This is a genomic window from Stenotrophomonas sp. Br8 (assembly GCF_014763005.1).
Taxonomy (GTDB): Bacteria; Pseudomonadota; Gammaproteobacteria; order Xanthomonadales; family Xanthomonadaceae; genus Stenotrophomonas; species Stenotrophomonas lactitubi.
Genome location: NZ_JACGTN010000005.1, coordinates 35119 through 58401 on the forward strand (window position 1 = coordinate 35119; position 23283 = coordinate 58401).

A 23283-nucleotide genomic window follows, 5' to 3' on the forward strand; every position below is an offset into this window, starting at 1 on the left:
GTCCACGCGGCATCAGGACATCCACGCATGGCGTGGATCTACTGGATCTTGCCGCATCCACACATGGGGTGGATCTACGGTGCGATTCGTTCATGCAGGGTGTGGGCCCGTAGTAGATCCACGCCATGCGTGGATGAAGCCACCGCCGAAAGGAAAAGGCCCGGCATTGCCGGGCCTTTTCGTCAATCAAGCGCGTCACCACCTTACGCGGTAAACAGCGCCTTCATCTTCTTCAGCGCGTTCGCTTCAACCTGGCGGATACGCTCGGCGGACACGCCGTACTCGTCTGCCAGCTCCTGCAGCGTCACCTTGCTGTCCGCATCCAGCCAGCGGCGGCGGATGATGTCGCGCGAACGCGCATCCAGTTCCGCCAGGCCTTCACGCAGCAGCTGCATCTGGTTGTCTTCGCTGTCCTCGCGCTCGTAGGCCATCGACGGATCTTCGTCATTGGCCACCAGATACGCAGCCGGCGACGGCGGTGCATGGTCGTTGTCTTCGTCGGTCGGCGCATCGAAACCGATATCGCGGCCGGACAGGCGCGATTCCATTTCCAGCACTTCGCGCTCGGACACGTTCAGGTCCTTGGCCACCGCGGTGACTTCGGCGGCGTTCATCCAGCCCAGGCGCTTCTTCGACTTGCGCAGGTTGAAGAACAACTTGCGCTGCGCCTTGGTCGTGGCGACCTTGACGATGCGCCAGTTCTTCAGGATGAACTCGTGCATCTCGGCACGAATCCAATGCACGGCGAAGGACACCAGGCGCACGCCCATGTCGGGGTCGAAGCGCTTGACCGCCTTCATCAGGCCGATGTTGCCTTCCTGGATCAGGTCGCCCAGCGCAAGGCCGTAGCCGTTGTAGCCGCGGGCCACGTGCACCACGAAGCGCAGGTGCGAATGCACCAGCTCACGGGCAGCGTCCAGATCATTGCCGTCGCGGAAGCGACGGGCCAGGTCCTGTTCGTTATCCACCGACAGCACCGGGATCTGGTGCACGGCACCGATATAGGCGTCCAGCGAACCGAGCGCACTGGGAATCGGCAGATTGTTTGCCACAAGGGCAGTAGAGGTGTTCTGGCTCATAGGCACCCATCTTAGCAGTCGGGGAATTGGACTGCTAAAGGAGGAAAAAGTTCCAGCATTCCACTGATGAAACACTGGTCCCAAACAGAGCCCTACCGTAACGCGATTTGATGACAGTGGCGAGCGCGCTTTTCGGGATACACAATCCCTTGGAATTCAATCCCCTGGCCTGGAAAACACGGCCATTCCGGGTCAAAGGGAGCTGAACAGGCGGCGGTTTCGCCCTTCAATCACCGGGCGGCGTTGCCCGCCGTTCAGCCCGATGGCGCCAGCGACGCCCGCGGCGGCAGCGACCAGTCGATCGGGGCCTGCCCACGGCGCTGCAGGTACTCGTTGGCCATCGAGAAATGACGGCAGCCAAGGAAGCCACGGTGGGCCGACAGCGGCGAGGGATGCGGCGATTTCAGCACGCGGTGGCGACCGCCATCGATCACCTTGCCCTTCTGCTGCGCGTAGGCGCCCCAGAGCATGAACACCAGGCCCTCGCGCTCGCGGTTGAGCACATCCACCACGTGATCGGTGAAGCCTTCCCAGCCGCGCCCCTGGTGGGCACCGGCCTTGCCCTCTTCCACCGTCAGCACGGCGTTGAGCAGCAGCACGCCGCGCTGTGCCCAGGGAATCAGGCAGCCGTGGTCGGGGCGCGGGATGGCGAGGTCACCCTCGATCTCCTTGTAGATGTTCAACAGCGACGGCGGCACCGGCACACCCGGCTGCACCGAGAAACTCAGGCCATGGGCCTGTCCACGACCGTGGTACGGGTCCTGGCCGAGGATGACCACTTTCACCTGATCGAACGGGGTGGCATCGAACGCGGCGAAGATCTGCGGGCCGGGCGGAAACACCGCCGCGCCGCTGGCCTTGCGCTGCCGCAGGAAGCTGGACAGCTCGCGCATCTGCGGCTGCAGCAGGTAATCGCCTACACGCTGTTTCCAGCTCGGTTCCAGCTGGATCGCTGGGGTGTCCACTACTTCATCGATCATCGCAACACGTCATCGCAACAGGGGTCCATCATTCAACCGGGCCAGCCGCAGCTGGAACAGCACCTTGGTGATCAACAGACGCTCTTCGATCGGCTTCAGCACCAGGTCGTTGGCGCCAGCCTGCAGCAGGCCGGTCTGGTTGTGCGGATTGCCATCGCCGGTCATCACCAGCACCGGCAGGCGGCGCTTGCCGTAGCCGAAGTCCACGCGCACGCGCTGCACCACGTCGCGGCCGCTCAGCTCTCCCTTCAGGGTCACATCGGTCAGCACCAGGTCGATGCGATGGCGGCTGCGCCCCAGCGATTCGGCGGTCAGCAGGGTGAACGCTTCTTCGGCGCTGACCACATGCATCACGTTGAGCTGCTGGCGCTCGAGCATGCGCTTGGTCGCCTCGGCCACCACCCGGCTGTCCTCGATATAGAGGATGGTCGCGCCGGGAATGGTCTGCGGCTGCACGTAGCCGCGCACGAACGTCGCCAGGGCCTCGTGGCCCAGCGATTTGTCGAAATAGTCGGTGACGTACTCGGTGAAACGGCGTTGCTCCAGGTGCTGCTGGGCATCGCCGGAGACCACGATCACCGGCACATAGGCCTGGCCGGCGGCTTCACGCACCGTCCGTGCCAGCGCCAGCCCGTCGCCATCGCGCAGGGTCAGCGAGGTGGTGACCAGATCGACCGGGCCCTGCGCCAGCGCATGCTGGGCGTCCTCGATGCTGTCGCAGCCGATCACCTCCACGCCCGGCAGATCGCGCTGCAGCACGTCGGCGATCAGCTTGCGCACCAGCTTGGAACCGTCAACCACCATCACCCGCGTCGCGGGCCCTTCAAGGTGCTTCAGCGCTTGCGGTTGCATGCCGGTCTCAGGTGTCGGTCGGGCGGGTCTGGCGGAGGAAGTGACCGGTCACCAGCCACGCACCCAGCCAGCCCAGCAGCAAGGTGCCGAGCAGCACCAGGCTGCCATGCAGCAGGTCCAGGCCATGCAGCACGAACGGGCTGCCATAGCTGCGCGACAGTTCGGCCAGGGGTGCGCGCAGGGCGGCACCGGCAATGCCGATCAGGCCCAGCGCAACCGCGCCGGCGCCCAGGCCATACCAGGCGCCCAGGTACAGGAACGGGCGGCGGATGAAGCCATCGCTGGCGCCGAGCAGCTGCAGTACGCCGATTTCCTCGCGGCGGGCCTGGATGTCCAGGCGCACGGTGTTGCCGACCACCAGCGCGGCGCCGACGCCGAGCAGCACCGACAGTACCTGCACCAGCCGCGCGCCGAACGCGAGCCATGCATCCAGGCGCTGGCGCCACAACGCGTCGTGCTGCACCAGGTCCGCCCCGGGCAGGCTTTCCAGCGCGCGCGCCAGCCGAGCATCGTCCTGGCCCTGACCGGGGGTGATCACCAGCAGCGAGGGCAGCGGGTTGTCGTTGAGTGCGTCGATGGCCTCGCCGAGACCGGCCTGGCGCAGTTCCTCCAGGCCCTGTTCCGGCGTGCGCACGGTGACACTGCCCACATCGGGACGATCGCGTAGTTCACCAGCCAGGCGCAACGCACCGGGGCCGTCGACGTCGGCCTTCAGGAAGACGTTGATGTCGCGCGACTGCTGCACGCTGCCGGCGAACTGCTTGAGGTTGTCCAGCGCGATCGACAGGCCCAGCGGCAGCGCCAGGGCCAGCGCCATGACCATCACGGTCAGCAGCGTTGCCCACGGTTTGCGGCAGGCGCGGCCGAGGCTGAACACCACGCTGTGCACGTGATGCTGGAACCACACGCCCAGGCGCGACGGCGCAGCGGCTTCGGTGTTTTCGTTCTTGGCCATGGTTACTCCGCCAGATCCTGCGGCGAGATGTCGTCCACCAGCCGGCCGTGGTCGAGGATCAGCACCCGCTTGCGCATGTGGCGCAGCAGCGGCAGGTCATGACTGACCACCAGCACGCTGGTGCCGCGCGCGGGCAGCTCGGCGAACAGGGACATGATTTCCGCGGCCAGGGTCGGGTCGAGGTTGCCGGTCGGCTCGTCGGCCACCAGCAGCTTGGGTTCGCCGACGATCGCACGGGCGATGCCGACGCGCTGCTGCTCACCAGCCGACAGCTGCGAGGGCAGCGCCTTCTCGCGGTGGCCCAGGCCCATGCGCTCGAGCACCGAACGCACGCGCTTGTTGATATCGCCACGGCGGGTGCCACGCAGGATCAGCGGCAGGGCCACGTTCTCGGCGATGGAGCGGTCCATCAGCAGGCGGTGGTCCTGGTAGACCGCGCCGACCGCGCGTCGATGCCGCGGTACATCGCCGCCGCGCACCTTCAGCAGGTTGCGCTCGTCGAACATCACCGCGCCGCGGCTGGGCCGCTCGTCGAGGTGGATCAACTTGAGCAGGGTGCTCTTGCCCGCCCCGGAGTGACCGGTGACGAACAGCATTTCGCCCGGCGCGACCTCGAAGCTGACATCGGTCAGGGCTTCGTGGCCACCGGCGTACTGTTTGCTGACATTGTCGAAGCGCAGGACACTCATGCCCCGATTATGCAGGACCGGCGCGACGGATCGGTAGCGCCGGGCTGCATGGTGGGTGCCGACCGTTGGTCGGCACACCCCAAAACGCCACCCGACCAACGGTCGGGTGCTACCGGATCAGTTGCCCGACAGCATCCGGCGGATCTTGCGGCCGATACGGGTCAGGAACGAGTCGCCGGCATCGGCGCTGGTACGCACCGGCTTGGCCACCACCTGCACCGGCTTGACCGGAGCGGCACCGTTGCCGTCGCTCGCCACACCCTCGGCACCCTCGACCGGACGGCCGTGGCGACGACGACGACGCTTGCGCGGCTTGCGCTCGCCGTCCACCGCACCTTCCGGCGCAACCTCAGCGCGCGGCGGACGCGGGGCCTGCACGGCAGCGGCTTCGGCCGTCACCACGCCCTCGACTGCTGCGGCGGCAACCTGCTCGCCTTCCACACGCGGCTTGCGCGGGCCACGCGGACGGCGTTCGCCGCTGCGCTCGCCGTCGCGGCCACCACGCCCGGCGCCAGCACCGCTGCCGGAACGACCGCCACTACGGCCGCCGCCACGACGCTCTTCCTCGGCGGCACGCGCTTCGCGTGCTTCGCGGAAGATCTGGCCGACGCTTTCGTTCTCGTCGCCTTCCTCACCCGGTGCCGGGGCGGCACGCTCCGGGCGCGGCAGCGAGGTCAGGATCTCGCTGGTAACCGCTTCAACCGGGATCTTCTGTTCGATGTAGGCCTCGATGTCCGGCAGGCCCATCGCGTAGCGCTCGCAGGCGAAGCTGATGGCATCGCCTTCCTCGCCCAGGCGGGCGGTACGGCCGATGCGGTGCACGTAGTCTTCGGCGTCGAACGGCAGGTCGTAGTTGTAGACGTACTTGATGCCGTCGATGTGCAGGCCGCGGGCGGCCACATCGGTGGCCACCAGGATTTCCAGCTGACCCTTCTGGAAGCGGTTGAGCAGGCTCTCACGCTTCTTCTGCGGCACGTCGCCGGACAGCACGCCGACGCGGTAACCAGCACGTTCCAGCGAGCGCGCCACGCGCTCGACGAACACCTTGGTGTTGACGAAGACCATGGTGCGCGCGCCTTCGCTGCGCGACAGCAGGCCCAGCAGCAGCGGGATCTTCTCTTCGTCGGCCGGGAAGTAGATGCGCTGGCGCACGCGCGCGGCGGTGATGGTCTCGGCTTCAACCACCAGCTTCTGCGGCTCGTTCATGTGCTCATAGGCCAGCTCGAGCACGCGGTGGCTCAAGGTGGCGCTGAACAGCAGGGTCTGGCGGGTGGAGCGCTCCGGCATGCGGCGCAGCAGGAAGCGGATGTCCTTGATGAAGCCCAGGTCGAACATGCGGTCGGCTTCGTCCAGCACGCAGATCTCGCAGGCGTGCAGCGAGACCACCTTGTGCTGCTTGACGTAGTCGATCAGGCGGCCGGGGGTGGCGATGATCACGTCCACGCCCTGCTGCAGGATCTCGCGCTGCTTGTCGTAATCCACGCCGCCGTACACCAGCGCGAAACGCAGGCCGAGGTCGGAGCCGAACTTGACCGCATCCTTGTGGATCTGGATGGCCAGTTCGCGGGTCGGGGCCAGGATCAGCGCGCGCGGATCTTCCGGCTTGCGATCGGCCAGCGCCGGACGCGTCAGCAGGCGGTTCACGACAGCGACCAGGAAGGCCAGCGTCTTGCCGGTGCCGGTCTGGGCCTGGCCGGCGACGTCGCCACCGGGCAGCGCGACCGGCAGGGTCAGCGCCTGGATGGGCGTGCAGCGGGTGAATCCGGCTCCTTCAAGACCGGCCTGCAGGGCCGGATGCAGATCGAAGGAGGAAAAAGTCAAATCGGTCAGCGGTTTGTCGCTCATGTGTCCGTCTTGGTATGGCCACGCGCCTGCGGGCGGCGGCACTGAAATCTGTCTGGGGCTCCGTCGCAAACTGCGGCCCCTGCGGCGGGTCGGGCTGGCCGGGACCCCTCGGGTCCGCGCGCCGCACAATGCCCCAGTTTACCGCACTCGGGCCGGCAAACCGGAATCAGGCGTCTCAGAGCTTACGGAGACGCACCTCTTCACCCCGCAGTACCGCGCTTGAACAGCGGCGCATGCGCCCATGGCCTACCGCGCCAGCACCCCCATTTCAGCCATGGACAGTGAAATCGGACACATACCGTGCTCAACCCCGATCACGATACGCTGGGTTCCAGCCAGCATCTGTCCGCGCCCTGCGATAGGGGTACACTGCCGGCCGTGAGCGTCCAGGCATCCCGCCGAACGCACCGTGGCAGTCCGCCGCGAGGCAACGACGAGGGTCACGCCACCGGGCATGGCCCAGTTCACCCACCTCCGGCCTGGCCGGGTGCAATCCAAGACGAGAAACCAAGATGAGCGACAAGGTTGTACACGTCGGCGATGCCGACTTTGATAGCGCCGTACTGAATTCCAAGGAACCGGTGCTGGTCGATTTCTGGGCCGAATGGTGTGGCCCCTGCAAGATGATCGCCCCGGCGCTGGACGAACTGGCCGATGCCTACCAGGGCCGCGCCAAGATCGCCAAGGTCAACGTGGACAACAACCGCGCGCTGGCCGCCAAGTACCACGTGCGTTCGATTCCCTACCTGGTCGTCTTCAAGGACGGCGAGAAGGTCGGCGAGCAGATTGGTGCCGTTGGCAAGGCCCAGCTGGCCGGCCTGCTGGACAAGGCCCTGGCCTGATCCTGCGCGTTACCGGCAGCCGTTTCCCACGGCTGCCGGGCGGGCGCCCCGGCGCCTGACTGAATACCGTATCCGGCGACCCTTGCGTGGCGCCGCGGGCCGATGATAGTGTCGGCACATCCGGCCGCGTTCGCGTGCCGCATCTTCTGGACGCAGTTTCTTCCAGACCCATTCCCAATGTTCGCCGCCCCAGCCGGGCGCTCGCACCTTCAAGCGAGGAATAACGCTCTTGTCCGATAACACTTCCGAAACCGGTAGCGCTGATGCGCCCGCCGAAAAGCGCGTGCGCAAAGCCCGCGTAACCAAGGCTGCCGCTCCGGCCGCCGCCGAAACCAGCGCTCCGGCGCAGCCTGCCCTGCCGCTGGCAGCCGCGCCCGAAGCGCCGGCACCGGCTGCAGCGCCTTCCGCACCGAGCGCACCCGCCGCCGAGGCCCCTGCCAGCAGTGGCGGCGGCGAAGGTGGCGAGGGCCGCGAATCCGGCCAGGCGCGGCAGAACAACCAGGGCGGCGGCCAGAACCAGAACCCCTACAACCAGGGCGGCCAGCAGGGCCAGGGCAACCGCCGTGACCGTTTCCGCAACCGCCGCGACCGTGATCGCAATGGCGGCGGCGGCGGTGGTGGCGGCAACGGCGGTCGCTTCCGCGACGACGGCATGCCCAACGACAACGGTGAACAGCAGCCGTTCGTACCGCGTCCGCACGCCAACGTGCCCGAAGGCTTCCCGGTCTATTCGCTGAGCGACCTCAAGCGCATGCCGGCCCAGAAGCTGCTGGATATCGCCGAGCAGCTGCAGATTTCCGAAGGCGTGGCCCGTGCCCGCAAGCAGGACGTGATCTTCGCGCTGCTGAAGGTGCTGACCCGCCACGGTGACGGCGTGGCCGCCGACGGTGTGCTGGAAATCCTGCCGGACGGCTTCGGCTTCCTGCGCGCGGCCGAAGCCAGCTACCTGGCCGGTCCGGACGATACCTACATCTCGCCCAGCCAGATCCGCCGCTTCAACCTGCGTACCGGCGACCACCTGTCCGGCCGCATCCGCTTCCCGAAGGACGGCGAGCGCTACTTCGCGCTGTCGATCGTGGACACCATCAACGGTGAGCCGCTGGAAGCGTCGAAGAACAAGGTGCTGTTCGAGAACCTGACCCCCCTGTTCCCGCGTCGCCGCTTCACCCTGGAGCGCGGCAACGGTTCCTCGGAAGACATCACCGGTCGCATCCTCGACCTGATGGCACCGCAGGGCAAGGGCCAGCGTTCGCTCATCGTTTCCCAGCCGAAGGCCGGCAAGACGATGATGATGCAGCAGGTCGCCACGGCCATCACCACCAACCATCCGGACGTGCACCTGATCGTGCTGCTGATCGATGAGCGCCCGGAAGAAGTGACCGAAATGCAGCGCACCGTGCGCGGCGAAGTCATCAGCTCGACCTTCGACGAACCGGCTGCGCGCCACGTGCAGGTCGCCGAAATGGTGATCGAGCGCGCCAAGCGCCTGGTCGAGCACAAGAAGGACGTGGTGATCCTGCTCGACTCGATCACCCGCCTGGCACGTGCCTACAACAACGTGGTGCCGAGCTCCGGCAAGGTGCTGACCGGTGGTGTGGACGCCAACGCCCTGCACCGTCCGAAGCGCTTCTTCGGTGCCGCACGCAACGTGGAAGAAGGCGGCAGCCTGACCATCATCGCCACCGCGCTGGTCGATACCGGCTCGAAGATGGACGAGGTGATCTACGAAGAGTTCAAGGGCACCGGCAACAGCGAAGTGCACCTGAGCCGCCGCATCTCTGAAAAGCGCGTGTTCCCGGCCATCGACATCAACCGCTCGGGCACCCGTCGCGAAGACCTGCTGATCGAACCGGAACTGCTGCAGAAGATCTGGATCCTGCGCAAGCTGCTGCATCCGATGGATGAAATGACGGCGATGGAATTCCTGCTCGACAAGATGAAGAACACCAAGTCCAACGACGAGTTCTTCGGTTCGATGAAGCGCTGATCGCGCGGCATTGATGCACTACGAAAAGGCCCCGCGATGCGGGGCTTTTTCTTTGGAAGGCGGCAGGACAGACGGCTTCACTTCGCGGGCCGGCGTTTTGGCGATAATCTGCGGGACAAATGCCTGACTCTCCGCCCCGACCGTGCTGGCCGGGCCGCCGATTCCCGCTGTTGCCCCATCCGGAGGATCCGGCGGGTCCAGCCCTGCCCGATCCTTCAAACGCATGCGCACACTGTCCCCCCGGCTCAACCTGGGCAAGCTGATCCTTGCCCTGGCACTGCTCAGCGCCGTCATCGCCCTGGCCAATACGCTGCTTGCCAGCTATCGCGTGCAGCGCGACCAGCTGGTGGGCAACACCCTGGAAGCCAACCGTGTGTATGCCACCAAGCTGGCCGAGACCACGCAGAACTTCCTGCTGGCCGCGCAGCAGCAGCTGGCCTATGCCGCAACCCGGCTTGGCAACAGCGACATGGATCCTGCCCAGGCGCAGGATGAGGCCAGCCGCCTGCAGCTGCAGTCCAGCAGCTTCAACTCCTCGCTGGTGGTGGCCAGCGATGGGCGGGTGATCGCGACCTCGCCGCAGAGCCTGCAGCTGCAGGGCGAGATCCTGCGCAGCGCCGGCAGCAAGGCGGCACTCGATCGGCGCGAGCCGATGATCAGCGACCCCTACCAGTCGGCCACCGGCAAGCTGCTGATCTCGATATCGCACCCGGTATTCGACCGCAGCGGCCAGTACCGCGGCTATGTCAGCGGCACCCTGTACCTGCGCCAGCGCAGTGCGCTCAACACCCTGCTGGGTACGCACTACTACCGCGATGGTTCCTACCTGTACGTGGTGGACCGCCATGGACGTCTGATCTATCACAACAACGCCAAGGAAGTGGGCACCTACGCGTTGAACAACCCGGCGGTGAAAGAGGTGATGCGCGGCCAGCGCGGTGCGCAGCAGGTGCTCAACAACCACAAGGTGGCGATGCTGGCCGGTTACGCGCCCGTCGCGGCAACCGGCTGGGGCATCGTCGCGCAGCGCCCGACCGAGGCGACGCTGCAACCGCTGTCACGGCTGATGTCGGCGGTGATCTGGAATGCCATTCCGCTGGGCGTGTTGTCGCTGCTGATCACCTGGTGGTTCGCACGGCGCATTTCGCTGCCGCTGTGGCAGCTGGCGCGCAACGTGCAGGATGGCGAAGACACCGGCAACGCGATCAGCCACGTCAATGGCATCCGAGCCTGGTACTTCGAAGTGGCGCAGCTGAAACAGGCCGTGCTGTACAGCTTCAGTGCGCTGCAGGATCGGATCGGCACGCTCAACCGGGCCAGCCGCACCGATCCGCTGACCGGCCTGCTCAACCGTCGCGGACTGCAGCAGGCGCTCGACGCACTGCAGGCGCAGGGCCTGCCGTTTGCGATCCTGACGCTGGATATCGACCGCTTCAAGTCGATCAACGACAGCCACGGTCACGACGTCGGTGATGCGGCCATCGTGCATATCGCCGAACAGATGCGCCGCCATTCGCGCGAGACCGACGTGCTGTGCCGCGCCGGTGGCGAGGAGTTCCTGGTGCTGCTGCCGGGCGTTGGCGTCGAAGCGGCCCGGCAGACCGGCGAGCGCCTGCGCCAGGCCATCGCCGACGAACCCTTCGCGCCGGTGGGCACGATCACCGTATCGCTGGGTGTCGCCCACTTCCCCAGTTTCCACACCGATCCGGAACAGGCACTGCGCTTGGCCGACAAGGCCCTTTACCTGGCCAAGGAACAGGGCCGCAACCGGGTCGTGGTGTACCCGCACGCCGATTGAGCACATCGATTGAAGCGGGATGTGCCGGGACAGGCCCGGTGCATCCCGCAATGACGCATCAGCCCAACGGGGTGAGCAGGCGTGGGCCTTCCTGCGCGCGTCCAACCATGTACACACCGCCTTCGGGCAGCAGGTCAGTCCCGGCGACCAAGGCTTCCTCGCCGGTCTTCCACGGCGCCCGCTGGCGCGGGCCTGGAATGTAGGCAGCCCAGCGACCGTAGCGCTCGCTCTGTTTGTCGAAGAAATAATTGACCGGTACGCGCACGGTCCAGAAGTCCCGGTCCTTGTCCTCGCCGGTCGTGGGCGGGTTGAAGGTCCAGTCGCGGGCGTTCCTGACGCTGGCTTTGGCCAGCACATCGCGCAGTTGGTTCATCGTGCGCTCGGGGCCGACCACGGTCAGGTTGGTCTGCTCGGCGATCACGTCTGCGACCTTGCCATCCCGCCCGACCCTGACCAGCAGCAGCACGGTGCCCTGGCCGCGGATCGATGCCGCCTGCGGTGGATAGGCCGGTGCGCGCATCTTCGCCCCGGTGACGTCATCGGTACTCGGCTGCCTGGAGTCGCTGAGCTTGCCGAAACGCGCATCAGCCACCCGTACCTGCATGCTGTCGGCTTCCATGTTGCCGGCAATCAGCCGCAGGCGGACGGTGGTACGGGCCAGTACCGGCTTGCCATCGACCAGCACCGGCTCGAAACGCCAGCCCTGCACCGCCTTGTCGACAAAGCCCGCTACGCCGGCGTCGACCTTCTCGCGGTGATCGAGCTGGAACCCCTCAACCTGGCCTTCGCGGCCGATGTCGATGACGCCGCTGAGGGTCATGCTGGCCTCGGCCTGCTTGCGCACCTCACGCGCGGTCTGCGCAGCGGCGGTATCGACCAGGGCGGCGGCGCCACCCACGGCAAGGGCCAACGCCAGGAAAAGAGAAGAACGCATCACACCTGCTCCTTGTGTATGTACGAGTGGCCGACCCTGGCGCATCTCTGAAGACGGTTCACGCCAAGGCAGGCCATGCGTCATGGTCTGATTCAGCCTTGCCCGAGCGGCGTCAACAGACGCAGGCCCCGGTGTGCAGCATCGACCATGTACACGCCGCCGGCGGGCAACAGGTCACTGCCGACCTGCGCGGCATCGTCGGTGGTGCGCCACGGCGCCTGCTGGCGCGGGCCGGGAATGTAGGCCTGCCAGCGTCCGTAGGGGCTGGGCGGTTGCCTGCTGCCCTTCTCGCTCAGCGCGAAGGTGACCGGCACGCGCACGGTCCAGAACGCCAGGCCCTTGTCCTCACCGGAGGTCGGCGGCGTGAACGTCCACTTGCGGGCCTCGCTGATGCTGGCCTTGGCCAGCATGTCGCGCATCTTCTTCATTGCGTGTTCGGGTGCGACCACGCCCATGTTCACCTGTTCGGCGACGACATCGGCAACCGCACCGTCACGCTCGACCTTGACCAGCAGCATCACCTCGCCCTGTGCACCGACGCGGAAAGCCGCTTCCGGATAGCGCGGAGGCCGCATCTGCTCGGCAGTCACCGCGTCGGTGGCCTTGTCGTCGTACTCGCTGAAGTCCACGCTGGTCATGCGCACTTCGGTGTTGCCGTCGGCCCCGGGCCGGCCCAGCAGACGCACGCGCAACGGTGCATGTTTCGCCACGGGCTTGCCGTCCACCAGCGTGGGCTCGAACTGCCACTTGCGGATCGTGCCGTCCACGAACGCAGCGATGGCAGGCGCGATCGACGCTCGCTGGTCGAGCACCAGGCCGGTGACCGCGCCATCTGCGGCGACATCGATGTTGCCGGTCAAGACCATGCTGGCTTCGGCGGTGGCACGCACCGCGCGCGTGCTCTGCGCTGCGGCATCGGTGCTGAGCAGGGAGCCAGAGGTGCCGATCGCCAGCGCGAAGGCGAGAAACAGCGGAGAACGCATCATGGCCCGATCCTTGGTGATGAAAGTACCGAGATTACCCCAGTTGCCCGCCGGCGGCGCAGCCGATCACGCCAACCGCTGCGCAGCCGAATATGGTGGTGTGTCCGGATAATCACCCGCCGCAAAGCGCGCCTGCAGCCCCTGCCACCAGGCGGGGTCGAACAGATGCCGATAGTGCTCGCGTACCGCCGCCAGCTCCTGCGCCGGCAAGCCCATGAACGGCCCGAACCGCTCCGGGAACACATCGCGCGGGCCGACATGGAACCAGGGCTCATCAGCCATCGCTTCTTCGGCGGAGCTTGGCCTGGGCCAGGCGCGGAATACGCAGTCGCTGACCAGGCACAACTCGTCGTAGTCGTAGAACACGGCACGGCCGTGGCGCGACACGCCGAAGTTCTTCGGCAGCATGTCACCGGGGAAGATGTTGTTGCGCGCCATGTCGGTGATCGCCTGCGCGTAGTCGAGCACGGCTGCACGCACGGCCTCGCCAGCCTGCTCGCGCAGGTAGAGGTTCAGTGGCCGGAAGCGACGCTGCACGTAGCACAACGCGATCTCCACTTCGTCGCCATCCACGCGCACGCTCTGCGCGCACTGCTGCAGCAGCTCGTCCAGCAACGCCGGGGCAAAGCGTTCGCGCGGGAAACGCAGATGCCGGTAGGGCTGTGCATCGAGCAGGCGGCCAACACGATCGAGGTTGAACACCAGCGCGTACTTTTCCTCCACCTGCTGGCGCGACATCGCCTTGGGCCAGGCGAAGCGGTCGCGGATGAGCTTGAACACCAGCGGATAGCTGGGCAGGGTGAACACCGCCATGACCATGCCCGGCGTGCCTTCGGCATGCGCCAGGCGCTCGTTCGGGTGTTCATTGAAGTGGCGGAAGAACGTCCGGTAGCGCTCGGTCTTGCCCTGCTTGGCGCGTCCGAGCACGGTGTAGATCTCATCGATCGGCTTGCCTGGCAGCAGGCTGCGCAGGAACACCACGGCATCGCCAACGGTGCCCAGGTCGGCCTGGAAATAGCTGCGTGACACGCCGAACAGGTGGGCCACATCGCGACGCCGGGTCAGCACGGCATCGGCACGCAGGCCCTGGTCATCGTTGACCAGCGCGATCACGCACGGCGAGAAACGGTGTTCGCCGAACACGCGGCCGACCAGATAGGCGCGACGCTCGCGGTAGAACACGGTATCGAGCAGTTCGATGCTGCGTACTGGCGTGTCGCCCCAGTGCGCCAGATCGTCCTGCAGGCGCACGGCGATGGCGGCGGCACAGCGCAGCTGGTGCGCATAGGGAACATCAAAGCGGTAGTCGGCCAGCACCCGCTGCAGCGCCTCCACCGGCCGCGTCGGCGAAATGGCATAGGTATGCCGCGCCACCGGATGCGTGATTGCATCGGAGGGCTCGACATCGAAGGCGATGAATTCCACTTCCGGATCCACGCCACGGATGGCGAACAGCCGCCGCGACAGGGTGTTGTAGAAGGTCTTGTACAGCTCTGCGTCGATCAGATCCTGCAGCAGGGCGCTGTAGTGCGCGTGCACCTGCAGCCACAGCGCGCGTTCGCTGATGGCGTCACCGGCCAGCCGTCGCAGCGCATCCATCTGCTCGGCGATGCACTGGTCGTAGAGGACAATGCGCTCCACCGCATCGTGGCGCGCCGCTGCCCAGTCGCGCTGCTGGAAACGCACGCGGGCACGCGCCGAGATCGCGGCGAATCGCGCGTGGTAGTCCTCAAAGCCATCACGGATGGCCTCGGCGATGCGCGGTGCCAGTTCGGTTGCAGTGACAGGATCGGACATGCACGACGTATCCGGGGGAACCGACCTCACCATACGCTGGCGTGGGGTAGCTTGTGTAGAGCCGAGCCGCGCTCGGTTGCTTCTGCCTGGTAGAACCAGTCAAACGCAACCATTCCTACAGACCCGGCGCCCCCCTGCTGCTTACCATTTCAGGCCAAGTAACGGCAAAAGGTGACGCATGCAGCAAATGACCCTGATCCCACGCATGGAGGAAGGCAATGTAATCCCGCAGCGCGCCCGCGACGGCTACATCAGCGCGACAGCGCTCTGCCAGTCCGTCGGCAAGCGCTGGTCCGACTACCGCGCATTGAAATCGACCGGCGAGTTCATCGAGGAGCTGACCACGCAGACCGGGCTTGCGGAGGACCAGCTCATCCACGTGGTGTCCGGGGGCAATGCGGCGATGCAGGGCACCTGGATCCACCCCTACCTGGCCATCAATCTAGGCCAATGGTTGTCGCGCAAGTTCGCGGTGAAGGTATCGCAGTGGGTGGTGGAGTGGCAGCAGGGCCGTGCGAACGCGGTCATGCCCGCCCACATCGAGCGCTACATGCAGAACCGCTCGAAGGTGCCTTATACGCACTTCTCGATGTTGAACGAGCTGACCCTGAACCTGATCGCGCCGCTCGAACAGGCCGGCTACACCCTGCCGCAGGAGCTGGTGCCGGACATCTCCGAGGGCCGGTTGTTCTGCAAGTGGCTGCGCGATCACAAGGGCATCGAGCCCAACACCTTCGACACCTATGAGCACAGCTATCCAGACGGCCGCAACGTGCAGGCAAAGCTCTATCCGAACGAGCTCTACGAAGACTTCCGCCGGCACTTCAACGAAACCTGGCTTCCCCTGCACGCGCCCAGATACTTTGCTGCGCGCGACAAGCAGGCGCTGACGTTCGTACGTACGCTCCTGCTGCCTTCGACGTGACATCGCACCGGAACGATCCCTGGCTTGCCGTGCAGCAGCCAGGGATCGACGCCATCGAGCCGGTTCAGATCGCCAGTTCGGCCTCCACGTCCTGCACCTTGCGCCGCGCCAGGGCGAGGTTGGACTTGGTCCGGTCCAGCACGATGTAGAAGAACAGACCCTTCTTCTTCGCCACCGGGCGCATGATGTGGTACGCCTTTCCGAGCGAGATCAGGATGTCCTCGATGCCATCGTTGAGGTTGAGCGAGGCGGCGGTTTTCATCTTCGCGCGGATCACTTCGGTATTGCCGGCGGCAGCCACTTCCATGTCCATGCCCGAACCGGCCTCGCCCAGCAGCATGCCGCTCTCGTAGTCGACCAGCGCCACGGCCTGCGCGCCATCGATGCCCATCAGTGCAGTCAACGAATCATTCAATCCAGCCACGTTGCACCCCTCTCAATGTTGGTTCGAGCCCCTCGTTCCCCTGCGGCCGGGCTCACGATCCGCTGAGTTCGGCCAGGATCGCCTGGCCACATTCCCTGCTCTGCCACAGCACCTGGCCGATCACGCTGCGCTGGTCGCAGGCAGCCATCAGCAGCAGCGGTGCTCGACCTTCGGCCTGGATGGCAAGCATCAGCACCTTGCCGCCGGCAGCCTCCAGCATCAGCGTCTGCAGATCGCCCAGTGCCAGCTCGCGCCCCACCGCCGCAGCCAGGGCCAGCATTGCGCTGGTCATCGCCGCCAGTCGCTCGCCGCGCCCCTCCGCACCGGCGCTGACCAGGGCAAAGCCATCGACACTGGCCAGCACCACGGTCCGCACTCCTTCCACCCGCTGCTGCAGGTCCTGCAGCAACGGCTGCAGGCGCTCGCGCTGCTGCACGTCCGGCAACGGCGCGCCTTGTCCATCAGCCATGTGCGGCCACCAGTGCATACGCTTCCATTTCGCTCATCAGTACGTCCATCAGCAGCAGTCCTTGTTCGCGATCACGGGCATCCACGGCCAGCAACGGCAGCGGCTGGCCATCGAGCCGGGCGCTATCGGCCCAGTCATCCAGTGCCGCTGCCGGCACCTGGTCAAGATGGGTCACCGCCACCACCAGGGCCAATGCCGGACCGAACGGGCGCAGCACCTGCAGGTAAGCGTCCAGCTCAGCGGCCACCCCGGCCCGACGCGCGTCGAGCAGCAGCACGGCACCGCGCGCGCCCTGCAGCAGGATCGGCCACAGGAAATCGAAGCGCTGCTGGCCAGGCGTGCCGTAGAGACGCAGGCGCTCGCCGTTGGGCAGGTCGATATCGGCGTAGTCCAGCGCCACCGTGGTCGACGCCTTGTCCGCACCCGCGCGGTCGCTGTTGGCTACATCGGTGTCGACCACCGCGCCGGCGGCGATGCTGCGTACCAAGGTCGATTTGCCGCTGCCCATGCCACCGAGCACCACCACCTTGTGCTCACGCATCGCGATCACTCCCGCGCAGCGTCCGCCACAGGCGTGCGAGCAGGCCGGTGTCGGCAGTGCTGGCACGTGCGCCCGACAGCGGTGCGGCAGGCGCGACCTGCAGCTGTGCATAACCGCACAGGTAGGCGGCGTGGATGAAATCGCGCACGGCGGCGGCGGGAAGATCCAGCAGCATCGCGCATTCGTCCACCGTGCAGGCACGCTTGAGCAGCAGCGAACACAGACGGAAGCCATCGTGATCGTGGCCGAGCACGCGGAAATCCGGCCAGCGCAGCAGCTTCACCGACGCCCCGCGCAGGCGCTCATCCAACGCCTGCCAATGGCGGCTGCGCTGCGCCCATTGCCACAGCAGCGGACGCAGCGGCAGGCGCGTGCGGTCACCCGCCAGTGCCTGCAGCTGCGCCGGCAGCAGCGCATCCAGATACAGATGCTCGAAGCCCTGTGCCAGCCGTTCCACCAGTACCGTGGCCGGTTCGTGCAGCAATACCGCCTGGTCCTGTTCCAGATCCAGCAGCAACAGCGGCTCTGCGCCCTCGCCCAACAGCGCCTGGCCCTGCCGCAAGGGCAGCCGCTCGCGCAGCAGACGGGTGGTCGCGTGCGCACCGTCCGCCAGGCGGATCGGTGTCGCTGCGGCACCGGCCTGCATGCCGCGTAGTGCGCGTCCTATCGCGCCATCATCCAATACGTCCTGGCCACCATCGCCTTCGCGCAACTGGCCACCGAGGTCCTCGATCCAGCAGTGCAGCCGCGGGCGTTGCTGGCGCATGCGCAGTGCCGCGTTGCGCAGCGCAGGCGTATCGCGGATCACCAGCAGGTCGCAGTCGTCCAGGTCCTGGCTGCGGCGGATCTGCCCGTCGGGCAATGCCGAGGCCAACCGCAGCCGTTGCAGCAGGGCCTGTTCGCCCTGGATATCGGTTCCCACTACGAGCACGCGTGCCATCCGTGTTCCCCGTGCGACCGCCTCCCCGGCGGTCTCGCATCGCCAAGGCTAGGCCATGGCTTGCCGCCATCGTCGTGATCGACTGCTCATATTGGTGGCAGTAGTGAACACGCACGCGTCCGTTCTGCGACGGCCATCGCGGGCAAGTTTCATGCCGTGTTGACGGCATTCCGACAGCCGACGGATTTCACGGTTCTGGGCCCGAGTAGATCCACGCCATGCGTGGATGCGCGGCCTTTGGGCAGAGCCCTCTGCGGTGCAGAGGGATCCGACACCAGGCTCGCAGAAAAAAAAACCCGCGCCGAAGCGCGGGTTTCGAGGTCACAACCGGGCAGCGATGGATCAGCCGCGCAGCTGCTCCAGCGCGGCGTTGAAGGTGGCGCTCGGACGCATCGCGGCAGCGGCCTTGGCCACGTCCGGACGGTAGTAGCCACCGATGTCCACGGCCTTGCCCTGCACCGCGATCAGCTCGTCGACGATCTTCTGCTCGTTGTCGGCCAGTGCCTTGGCCAGCGGAGCGAAGCGTGCCTGCAGTGCAGCGTCTTCGTTCTGCGCAGCCAGCGCCTGGGCCCAGTACAGGGCGATGTAGAAGTGGCTGCCACGGTTGTCGATGCCACCGAGCTTGCGCGACGGCGACTTGTCGTTGTCCAGGAACTGGCCGTTGGCCTCGTCCAGCGCCTTGGCCAGCACGCGGGCAGCGGCGTTGTCGTAACGATTGCCGAGGTGCTCCAGCGACGCAGCCAGGGCCAGGAATTCACCCAGCGAATCCCAACGCAGGTAGTCCTCTTCGACGAACTGCTGCACGTGCTTCGGGGCCGAACCACCGGCACCGGTCTCGAACAGGCCGCCGCCGGCCATCAGCGGCACGATCGACAGCATCTTGGCGCTGGTGCCCAGTTCCATGATCGGGAACAGGTCGGTGAGGTAATCGCGCAGCACGTTGCCGGTCACCGAAATGGTGTCCTCACCCTTGCGGATGCGGGCCAGCGAGAACGCGGTCGCTTCCACCGGCGGCAGGATGCGGATGTCCAGGCCGTTGGTGTCATGGTCCTTCAGGTACGTCTCGACCTTGGCGATGACCTGTGCGTCGTGGGCGCGGGCGGCGTCCAGCCAGAACACGGCCGGGGTGCTGCTCAGGCGGGCGCGTTCGACGGCCAGCTTGACCCAGTCCTGGATCGGCGCGTCCTTGGTCTGGCACATGCGCCAGATGTCGCCGGCTTCCACGGCGTGTTCGAACACCACGTTGCCGGCGTCGTCGGTGACCTTGACCACGCCGTCGGCAGCGATCTGGAAGGTCTTGTCGTGCGAGCCGTACTCTTCAGCCTTCTGCGCCATCAGGCCGACGTTGGGCACCGAGCCCATGGTGGCCGGGTTGAAGGCACCGTTGCTGCGGCAGTCGTCGATGACGGCCTGGTACACGCCGGCATAGCAGCGGTCCGGAATGACCGCCTTGGTGTCCTGCAGCTTGCCTTCGGCGTTCCACATCTTGCCGGAATCGCGGATCATCGCCGGCATCGAGGCGTCGACGATCACATCGCTCGGCACGTGCAGGTTGGTGATGCCCTTGTCCGAGTTGACCATGGCCACGCCCGGACGCTGTGCGTACTCGGCAGCCAGGTCGGCTTCGATGACGCTGCGGGTGGCTTCGGGCAGCGACGGCAGGCGTGCGGCCAGGTCACCGATGCCGTTGTTGGCATCGAAACCGGCCTGCTTGAGCACATCGGCGTGCTTGGCCAGCACGTCCTTGTAGAACTCGTTGACCGCCACGCCGAACATGATCGGGTCGGAGACCTTCATCATGGTCGCCTTCAGGTGCAGCGAGAACAGCACGCCCTGGGCCTTGGCATCGGCGATCTGCTCGCCGATGAAAGCGGCCAGTGCCTTGCGGCTCATCACCGCGGCGTCGACGATCTCGCCGGCCTTGACCGCGGTCTTTTCCTTCAGCACGACCGTGCTGCCGTCCTTGCCGTGGAAGGTGATCTTCAGCGAACCGGCGTTGGCCAGCGTGGCCGACTTCTCGCTGCCGTAGAAATCACCGGCGGCCATGTGCGCGACGTGCGACTTCGAATCGGACGCCCAGGCACCCATGCGGTGCGGATGCTTGCGGGCGTAGTTCTTCACCGACAGCGGCGCGCGCCGATCGGAGTTGCCTTCGCGCAGCACCGGATTCACCGCACTGCCCTTGACCTTGTCGTAGCGCGCCTTGTAGTCGCGCTGCTGGTCGTCGGCCGGGGTTTCCGGGTAATCCGGCAGCGGATAACCCTGGTCCTGCAGTTCCTTGATGGCCGCCTTCAGCTGCGGCACCGAGGCGGAGATGTTCGGCAGCTTGATGATGTTGGCTTCGGGGGTGGTCGCCAGCTGGCCCAGCTCGGCCAGGTCATCGTTGACCTTCTGCGCATCGCTCAGCAGTTCCGGGAACAGCGACAGGATGCGGCCGGACAGCGAGATGTCACGGGTTTCCACCGCGATGCCGGCGGTGGAGGTGTAGGCGTCGACGATCGGCAGCAGCGACTGGGTGGCCAGGAACGGTGCTTCGTCGGTCAGCGTGTAGAGGATCTTGGACATGGGGGACTTGGACTCTGTAGCAGTGCTCAGGGGAAGGCCGGCGCCAGCGCCGGGCCACGTGCAACCGTGTCGCTTTTCTCCGCCGCCGTCAGGGTGGGCGCGCGCCGGGGAAACCCCTGCATTGTCGCGTTTTCAGCCGCGCGGGGCAAAGCCGCGCCATACGCGGCGGTACTGCACCCCGGCAACGCTGTGATCCATCCACGCATGGCGTGGATCTACGGAAACACCGACGTGCCCAGCGCAGGTAGATCCACGCCATGCGTGGATGGGGCCTTCCCGCAAAAGCCACAAACAAAAAAGGACGCAGCCTCGCGGCTGCGTCCATCGTGAGTCCAACCGGGAGAGAGTCGGCGGGACTTACTTGACCTCGAACTCCTGCGGCGTTCCGGCCGCCTTGCCATCGACCATGACTTCGGCGCGGTACTTGCCGGCCGGCCAGCCATTGGCATTCTTGAAGGTGATGTTGGTGGTCTCTGCACCGCTGGTGTTCAGGGTCGCGTTCTGCTCACCGGCCACCTGGCCATCCTGGTAGGTCAGCTTGGCGCCGACGGTGACATTGTTGGCCGCACCATCAGTCTTCACCGAAACGATGACCTCGTCCTTCGGCGCGAACAGGGCGGCAGTGGCCACCGACTTGTCAGCAGCGGCAGACTTGCCGACGGTGACGGCCGACACCGCTACGGCCGATGCAGCCATCGGCGGCGGCGCGCCGGTCATCGGCGCGGGCGCTTCGGCCGGCGTGGTCGCTGCCGGAGCCGCGTTGTTGTCTGCGGTTTCTTCCTTCTTCTTGCAGCCCACCAGGGCGACACTGCCCAGCAGCGCGGCCAGCAGGGCATTCTGAAGCGGGGTCGTCTTGATCATTCGGGGTTCCTCACGGGGATTGTCGAACGGCGATTGGATCGCCGGCATTACTTCGGCGGCAGTTTCAGGGTCTGGCCCGGGAAGATCTTGTCCGGGTCGTCGAGCACATCGCGGTTGGCTTCGAAGATCTTCTTCCAGGCGTTGGCATCGCCCAGGTGCTGCTTGGCGATCTTCGACAGCGAATCACCCTTCTGCACGGTGTAGGTGCCACCGCTGACCACCTCGGCGGTACTGTCCACCGAGGCACTGACGCCGGAGAAGTCCGCCTTGGGGACCTGCTGGGCGGTACTGTCGACGCTGCCACTGACGCCGGAGAAATCGGCTTTCTTCTCGGTACTCATCCACACACTCCCGTCTGTATGACTACATGGCTGGCACGGTGTCATAGAGGTTGTTAAATGGGGATGGTGCCGATGTGAAGCCGCCCCCCGGGGCGGCTGAACAATCGAGGCGGAACGCCGCTGCTGGGCTCGCCGGGCATGGCCCGGCGCTACCCGTGACAGGGCGGCCCGACGGTAGTGCCGGCCGCTGGCCGGCGGCTCTGGATCAGGCCGCTGCGCTCGCCGGGCATGGCCCGGCGCTACCTGTAACGCCTGCGGCGGTTACTGGCGCAGTTCGCGGTAGGTCGCGGCCGGGGCGGCGATGCCGGGGCTGGCGCGCCACGGGTTGATGTCCAGGCCACCGCGGCGGGTATAGCGGGCCTCCACTTCCAGCCACTGCGGCCGGCAGCGCGCCGACACTTCGCTGAAGATGCGCTCGACGCACTGCTCGTGGAACTCGGCGTGTTCGCGGTAGCTGACCAGGTAGCGCAGCAGACCGGCACGATCGATCTGCGGGCCGCGATAGCGCAGGCTGACGGTAGCCCAGTCCGGCTGACCGGTGACCGGGCAGTTGGACTTCAGCAGGGCGGAGACCAGGGTCTCCTCCACCAGCGCATCGGCGTTGGCCGACAGGTAATCCGCCTGCGGCGGGCCATAGCAGTCGATATCCACATCAAGGCCATCGATCAACTCGCCCAGCGGCGACTCGCACAGCGCCGGCAGCCCGAACGTGACCTGGACCGGGGCACCGGCGCAGGCCGACAGGTCGGTGACGAGACGCTCACGCAGGGCTTCGGCACTGTCCAGGCGGGTGCTGTTGAGCGAGTTCAGGTACAGCTTGAACGACTTCGACTCGATCAGCCGCGGCGAGGTGCACGGCACCTGCACGGTGGCGACGGCGACCTGCGGTTTGCCACGCGGGTCGAGCCAGCTCAGCTCGAAGGCGTGCCAACGGTCGTGGCCGACGAACGGCAGCGCGGCCTCGTCGAGACCGATCTCGGCGCGGGCGCCGACGCGGGGGATGGGAAACAGCAGGCCGGGATCGTACTGCGACGGGTAACTGACCTCGCGACCGAGGCTGGAATCCTGTGGGGTGTTCATGGTGCTTATTGTATCGCGCGTGGAGCGGGCCTTCGGCCGGGTCGGCCAACGGCGGAGCCCCTCCGTGGTGGGTGGGTTGGTCGGCATAGAGCGGTCCATCGGCTTGGCCGGGTGGGTAGACGGGTCGGGGGACGCCGTAAACCCCTCCATGGGGGCTTGGCCGCGGCATCCATGCCGCGGACACCCCCGCCCCGTCTACCCACCCGGCCTCTGACAGTTTCCTGCGCGCGGCCGGCACCACGGGAAAGATCAGAAAAATCAAAATCAAAAGCCGATGCTTCAGACATTCATGACGTCCGCCGTGTCGACCAAGGTCGACACCTACCAAAGCAGGATGTCGTTCTGACAGCAGCAGGAAACTGTCGAAGGCGGGGTGGGTCCGGTGGCAGGGGCGTG

At 66.3% G+C, this 23283-nt stretch carries 21 protein-coding genes; 4 read left to right on the plus strand and 17 right to left on the minus strand.

All coding sequences use genetic code 11. From position 1 onward, the window contains the following. Positions 1 to 203 precede the first annotated feature (203 nt). From rpoH to rhlB, 6 genes are all read right to left on the minus strand, one after another. A complete protein-coding gene (gene rpoH, locus H3005_RS05685; protein WP_100462199.1) occupies positions 204 to 1079 on the minus strand; it encodes an RNA polymerase sigma factor RpoH in 876 nt (291 codons plus the stop codon). Positions 1080 to 1333: 254 nt separating this feature from the next. After that, a complete protein-coding gene (gene ung / locus H3005_RS05690) occupies positions 1334 to 2059 on the minus strand; it encodes a uracil-DNA glycosylase (protein ID WP_100553792.1) in 726 nt (241 codons plus the stop codon). Positions 2060 to 2068: 9 nt separating this feature from the next. After that, entirely contained in the window at positions 2069 to 2911 is an 843-nt protein-coding gene (locus H3005_RS05695; protein WP_100553793.1) for a response regulator, read from the minus strand. Between the two features lie 7 nt (positions 2912 to 2918). Beyond that, positions 2919 to 3866 (minus strand): permease-like cell division protein FtsX, encoded by a 948-nt coding sequence (ftsX, locus tag H3005_RS05700; protein WP_100553794.1) that lies wholly within the window; start codon positions 3864 to 3866, stop codon positions 2919 to 2921. A gap of 2 nt (positions 3867 to 3868) precedes the next feature. Next, entirely contained in the window at positions 3869 to 4555 is a 687-nt protein-coding gene (gene ftsE, locus H3005_RS05705; protein ID WP_025878609.1) for a cell division ATP-binding protein FtsE, read from the minus strand. 117 nt (positions 4556 to 4672) lie between these two features. Beyond that, positions 4673 to 6400, minus strand: coding sequence for an ATP-dependent RNA helicase RhlB (rhlB, locus tag H3005_RS05710; protein ID WP_191077745.1), 1728 nt, complete (start codon positions 6398 to 6400; stop codon positions 4673 to 4675). Positions 6401 to 6912: 512 nt separating this feature from the next. Here rhlB and trxA point away from each other — a divergent pair. The 3 genes from trxA (at position 6913) to H3005_RS05725 (ending at position 11027) form a co-directional block, all read left to right on the plus strand. Beyond that, positions 6913 to 7242 (plus strand): thioredoxin, encoded by a 330-nt coding sequence (gene trxA / locus H3005_RS05715; protein ID WP_025878607.1) that lies wholly within the window; start codon positions 6913 to 6915, stop codon positions 7240 to 7242. Positions 7243 to 7471: 229 nt separating this feature from the next. Beyond that, the gene (rho, locus tag H3005_RS05720; RefSeq protein ID WP_191077746.1) at positions 7472 to 9229 is read left to right on the plus strand and encodes a transcription termination factor Rho; all 1758 of its coding nucleotides are present in this window, start codon (positions 7472 to 7474) and stop codon (positions 9227 to 9229) included. A gap of 223 nt (positions 9230 to 9452) precedes the next feature. Further along, a complete protein-coding gene (locus H3005_RS05725) occupies positions 9453 to 11027 on the plus strand; it encodes a sensor domain-containing diguanylate cyclase (protein WP_191077747.1) in 1575 nt (524 codons plus the stop codon). Between the two features lie 58 nt (positions 11028 to 11085). On the opposite strand, the gene H3005_RS05730 is transcribed toward H3005_RS05725, so the two are convergent. The 3 genes from H3005_RS05730 to aceK all read right to left on the minus strand — a co-directional run bounded on the left by H3005_RS05730 (position 11086) and on the right by aceK (position 14741). Beyond that, positions 11086 to 11961 (minus strand): energy transducer TonB, encoded by an 876-nt coding sequence (locus H3005_RS05730; RefSeq protein WP_223880081.1) that lies wholly within the window; start codon positions 11959 to 11961, stop codon positions 11086 to 11088. Between the two features lie 92 nt (positions 11962 to 12053). After that, positions 12054 to 12947: an energy transducer TonB gene (locus H3005_RS05735; RefSeq protein WP_191077749.1), complete on the minus strand. Its 894-nt coding sequence runs from the start codon at positions 12945 to 12947 to the stop codon at positions 12054 to 12056. 63 nt (positions 12948 to 13010) lie between these two features. Next, positions 13011 to 14741: a bifunctional isocitrate dehydrogenase kinase/phosphatase gene (gene aceK, locus H3005_RS05740; protein WP_191077750.1), complete on the minus strand. Its 1731-nt coding sequence runs from the start codon at positions 14739 to 14741 to the stop codon at positions 13011 to 13013. Between the two features lie 187 nt (positions 14742 to 14928). Here aceK and H3005_RS05745 point away from each other — a divergent pair, with 187 nt between their 5' ends. Then, positions 14929 to 15666: a KilA-N domain-containing protein gene (locus H3005_RS05745; protein WP_223880082.1), complete on the plus strand. Its 738-nt coding sequence runs from the start codon at positions 14929 to 14931 to the stop codon at positions 15664 to 15666. A 64-nt stretch (positions 15667 to 15730) separates the two neighbouring features. On the opposite strand, the gene H3005_RS05750 is transcribed toward H3005_RS05745, so the two are convergent. The 8 genes from H3005_RS05750 to queF all read right to left on the minus strand — a co-directional run bounded on the left by H3005_RS05750 (position 15731) and on the right by queF (position 22887). Then, entirely contained in the window at positions 15731 to 16090 is a 360-nt protein-coding gene (locus H3005_RS05750; RefSeq protein ID WP_025878601.1) for a hypothetical protein, read from the minus strand. A 52-nt stretch (positions 16091 to 16142) separates the two neighbouring features. After that, positions 16143 to 16559 carry a roadblock/LC7 domain-containing protein gene (locus H3005_RS05755; protein WP_100553801.1) on the minus strand — a complete coding sequence of 139 codons (417 nt, stop codon included), beginning with the start codon at positions 16557 to 16559 and terminating at the stop codon, positions 16143 to 16145. Further along, positions 16552 to 17100 carry an ATP/GTP-binding protein gene (locus tag H3005_RS05760; RefSeq protein ID WP_100553802.1) on the minus strand — a complete coding sequence of 183 codons (549 nt, stop codon included), beginning with the start codon at positions 17098 to 17100 and terminating at the stop codon, positions 16552 to 16554. The genes H3005_RS05755 and H3005_RS05760 overlap by 8 nt, the downstream gene beginning before the upstream one ends. Beyond that, the gene (locus H3005_RS05765; RefSeq protein ID WP_191077752.1) at positions 17093 to 18040 is read right to left on the minus strand and encodes a hypothetical protein; all 948 of its coding nucleotides are present in this window, start codon (positions 18038 to 18040) and stop codon (positions 17093 to 17095) included. The genes H3005_RS05760 and H3005_RS05765 overlap by 8 nt, the downstream gene beginning before the upstream one ends. Positions 18041 to 18382: 342 nt before the next feature. Then, positions 18383 to 20605 carry an NADP-dependent isocitrate dehydrogenase gene (locus tag H3005_RS05770; protein WP_191077753.1) on the minus strand — a complete coding sequence of 741 codons (2223 nt, stop codon included), beginning with the start codon at positions 20603 to 20605 and terminating at the stop codon, positions 18383 to 18385. A gap of 357 nt (positions 20606 to 20962) precedes the next feature. Then, on the minus strand, positions 20963 to 21466 hold the full coding sequence (locus tag H3005_RS05775) for a hypothetical protein (protein ID WP_180165260.1): 504 nt from the start codon (positions 21464 to 21466) through the stop codon (positions 20963 to 20965). A 47-nt stretch (positions 21467 to 21513) separates the two neighbouring features. Then, positions 21514 to 21807 (minus strand): LysM peptidoglycan-binding domain-containing protein, encoded by a 294-nt coding sequence (locus H3005_RS05780; protein WP_025878595.1) that lies wholly within the window; start codon positions 21805 to 21807, stop codon positions 21514 to 21516. A gap of 261 nt (positions 21808 to 22068) precedes the next feature. Next, a complete protein-coding gene (gene queF, locus H3005_RS05785; protein WP_191077754.1) occupies positions 22069 to 22887 on the minus strand; it encodes an NADPH-dependent 7-cyano-7-deazaguanine reductase QueF in 819 nt (272 codons plus the stop codon). Positions 22888 to 23283: the final 396 nt, after the last annotated feature.

Coding starts and splice junctions, on each gene's coding strand:
- ung (WP_100553792.1), bottom strand. CDS start 2,059: ATGATCGATGAAGTAGTGGACACCCCAGCGATCCAGCTGGAACCGAGC.
- H3005_RS05770 (WP_191077753.1), bottom strand. CDS start 20,605: ATGTCCAAGATCCTCTACACGCTGACCGACGAAGCACCGTTCCTGGCC.
- rpoH (WP_100462199.1), bottom strand. CDS start 1,079: ATGAGCCAGAACACCTCTACTGCCCTTGTGGCAAACAATCTGCCGATT.
- queF (WP_191077754.1), bottom strand. CDS start 22,887: ATGAACACCCCACAGGATTCCAGCCTCGGTCGCGAGGTCAGTTACCCG.
- ftsX (WP_100553794.1), bottom strand. CDS start 3,866: ATGGCCAAGAACGAAAACACCGAAGCCGCTGCGCCGTCGCGCCTGGGC.
- ftsE (WP_025878609.1), bottom strand. CDS start 4,555: ATGAGTGTCCTGCGCTTCGACAATGTCAGCAAACAGTACGCCGGTGGC.
- H3005_RS05745 (WP_223880082.1), top strand. CDS start 14,929: ATGACCCTGATCCCACGCATGGAGGAAGGCAATGTAATCCCGCAGCGC.
- H3005_RS05695 (WP_100553793.1), bottom strand. CDS start 2,911: ATGCAACCGCAAGCGCTGAAGCACCTTGAAGGGCCCGCGACGCGGGTG.
- H3005_RS05775 (WP_180165260.1), bottom strand. CDS start 21,466: ATGATCAAGACGACCCCGCTTCAGAATGCCCTGCTGGCCGCGCTGCTG.
- rhlB (WP_191077745.1), bottom strand. CDS start 6,400: ATGAGCGACAAACCGCTGACCGATTTGACTTTTTCCTCCTTCGATCTG.
- H3005_RS05735 (WP_191077749.1), bottom strand. CDS start 12,947: ATGATGCGTTCTCCGCTGTTTCTCGCCTTCGCGCTGGCGATCGGCACC.
- H3005_RS05765 (WP_191077752.1), bottom strand. CDS start 18,040: ATGGCACGCGTGCTCGTAGTGGGAACCGATATCCAGGGCGAACAGGCC.
- H3005_RS05725 (WP_191077747.1), top strand. CDS start 9,453: ATGCGCACACTGTCCCCCCGGCTCAACCTGGGCAAGCTGATCCTTGCC.
- H3005_RS05760 (WP_100553802.1), bottom strand. CDS start 17,100: ATGCGTGAGCACAAGGTGGTGGTGCTCGGTGGCATGGGCAGCGGCAAA.
- H3005_RS05730 (WP_223880081.1), bottom strand. CDS start 11,961: ATGCGTTCTTCTCTTTTCCTGGCGTTGGCCCTTGCCGTGGGTGGCGCC.
- H3005_RS05755 (WP_100553801.1), bottom strand. CDS start 16,559: ATGGCTGATGGACAAGGCGCGCCGTTGCCGGACGTGCAGCAGCGCGAG.
- aceK (WP_191077750.1), bottom strand. CDS start 14,741: ATGTCCGATCCTGTCACTGCAACCGAACTGGCACCGCGCATCGCCGAG.
- H3005_RS05780 (WP_025878595.1), bottom strand. CDS start 21,807: ATGAGTACCGAGAAGAAAGCCGATTTCTCCGGCGTCAGTGGCAGCGTC.
- trxA (WP_025878607.1), top strand. CDS start 6,913: ATGAGCGACAAGGTTGTACACGTCGGCGATGCCGACTTTGATAGCGCC.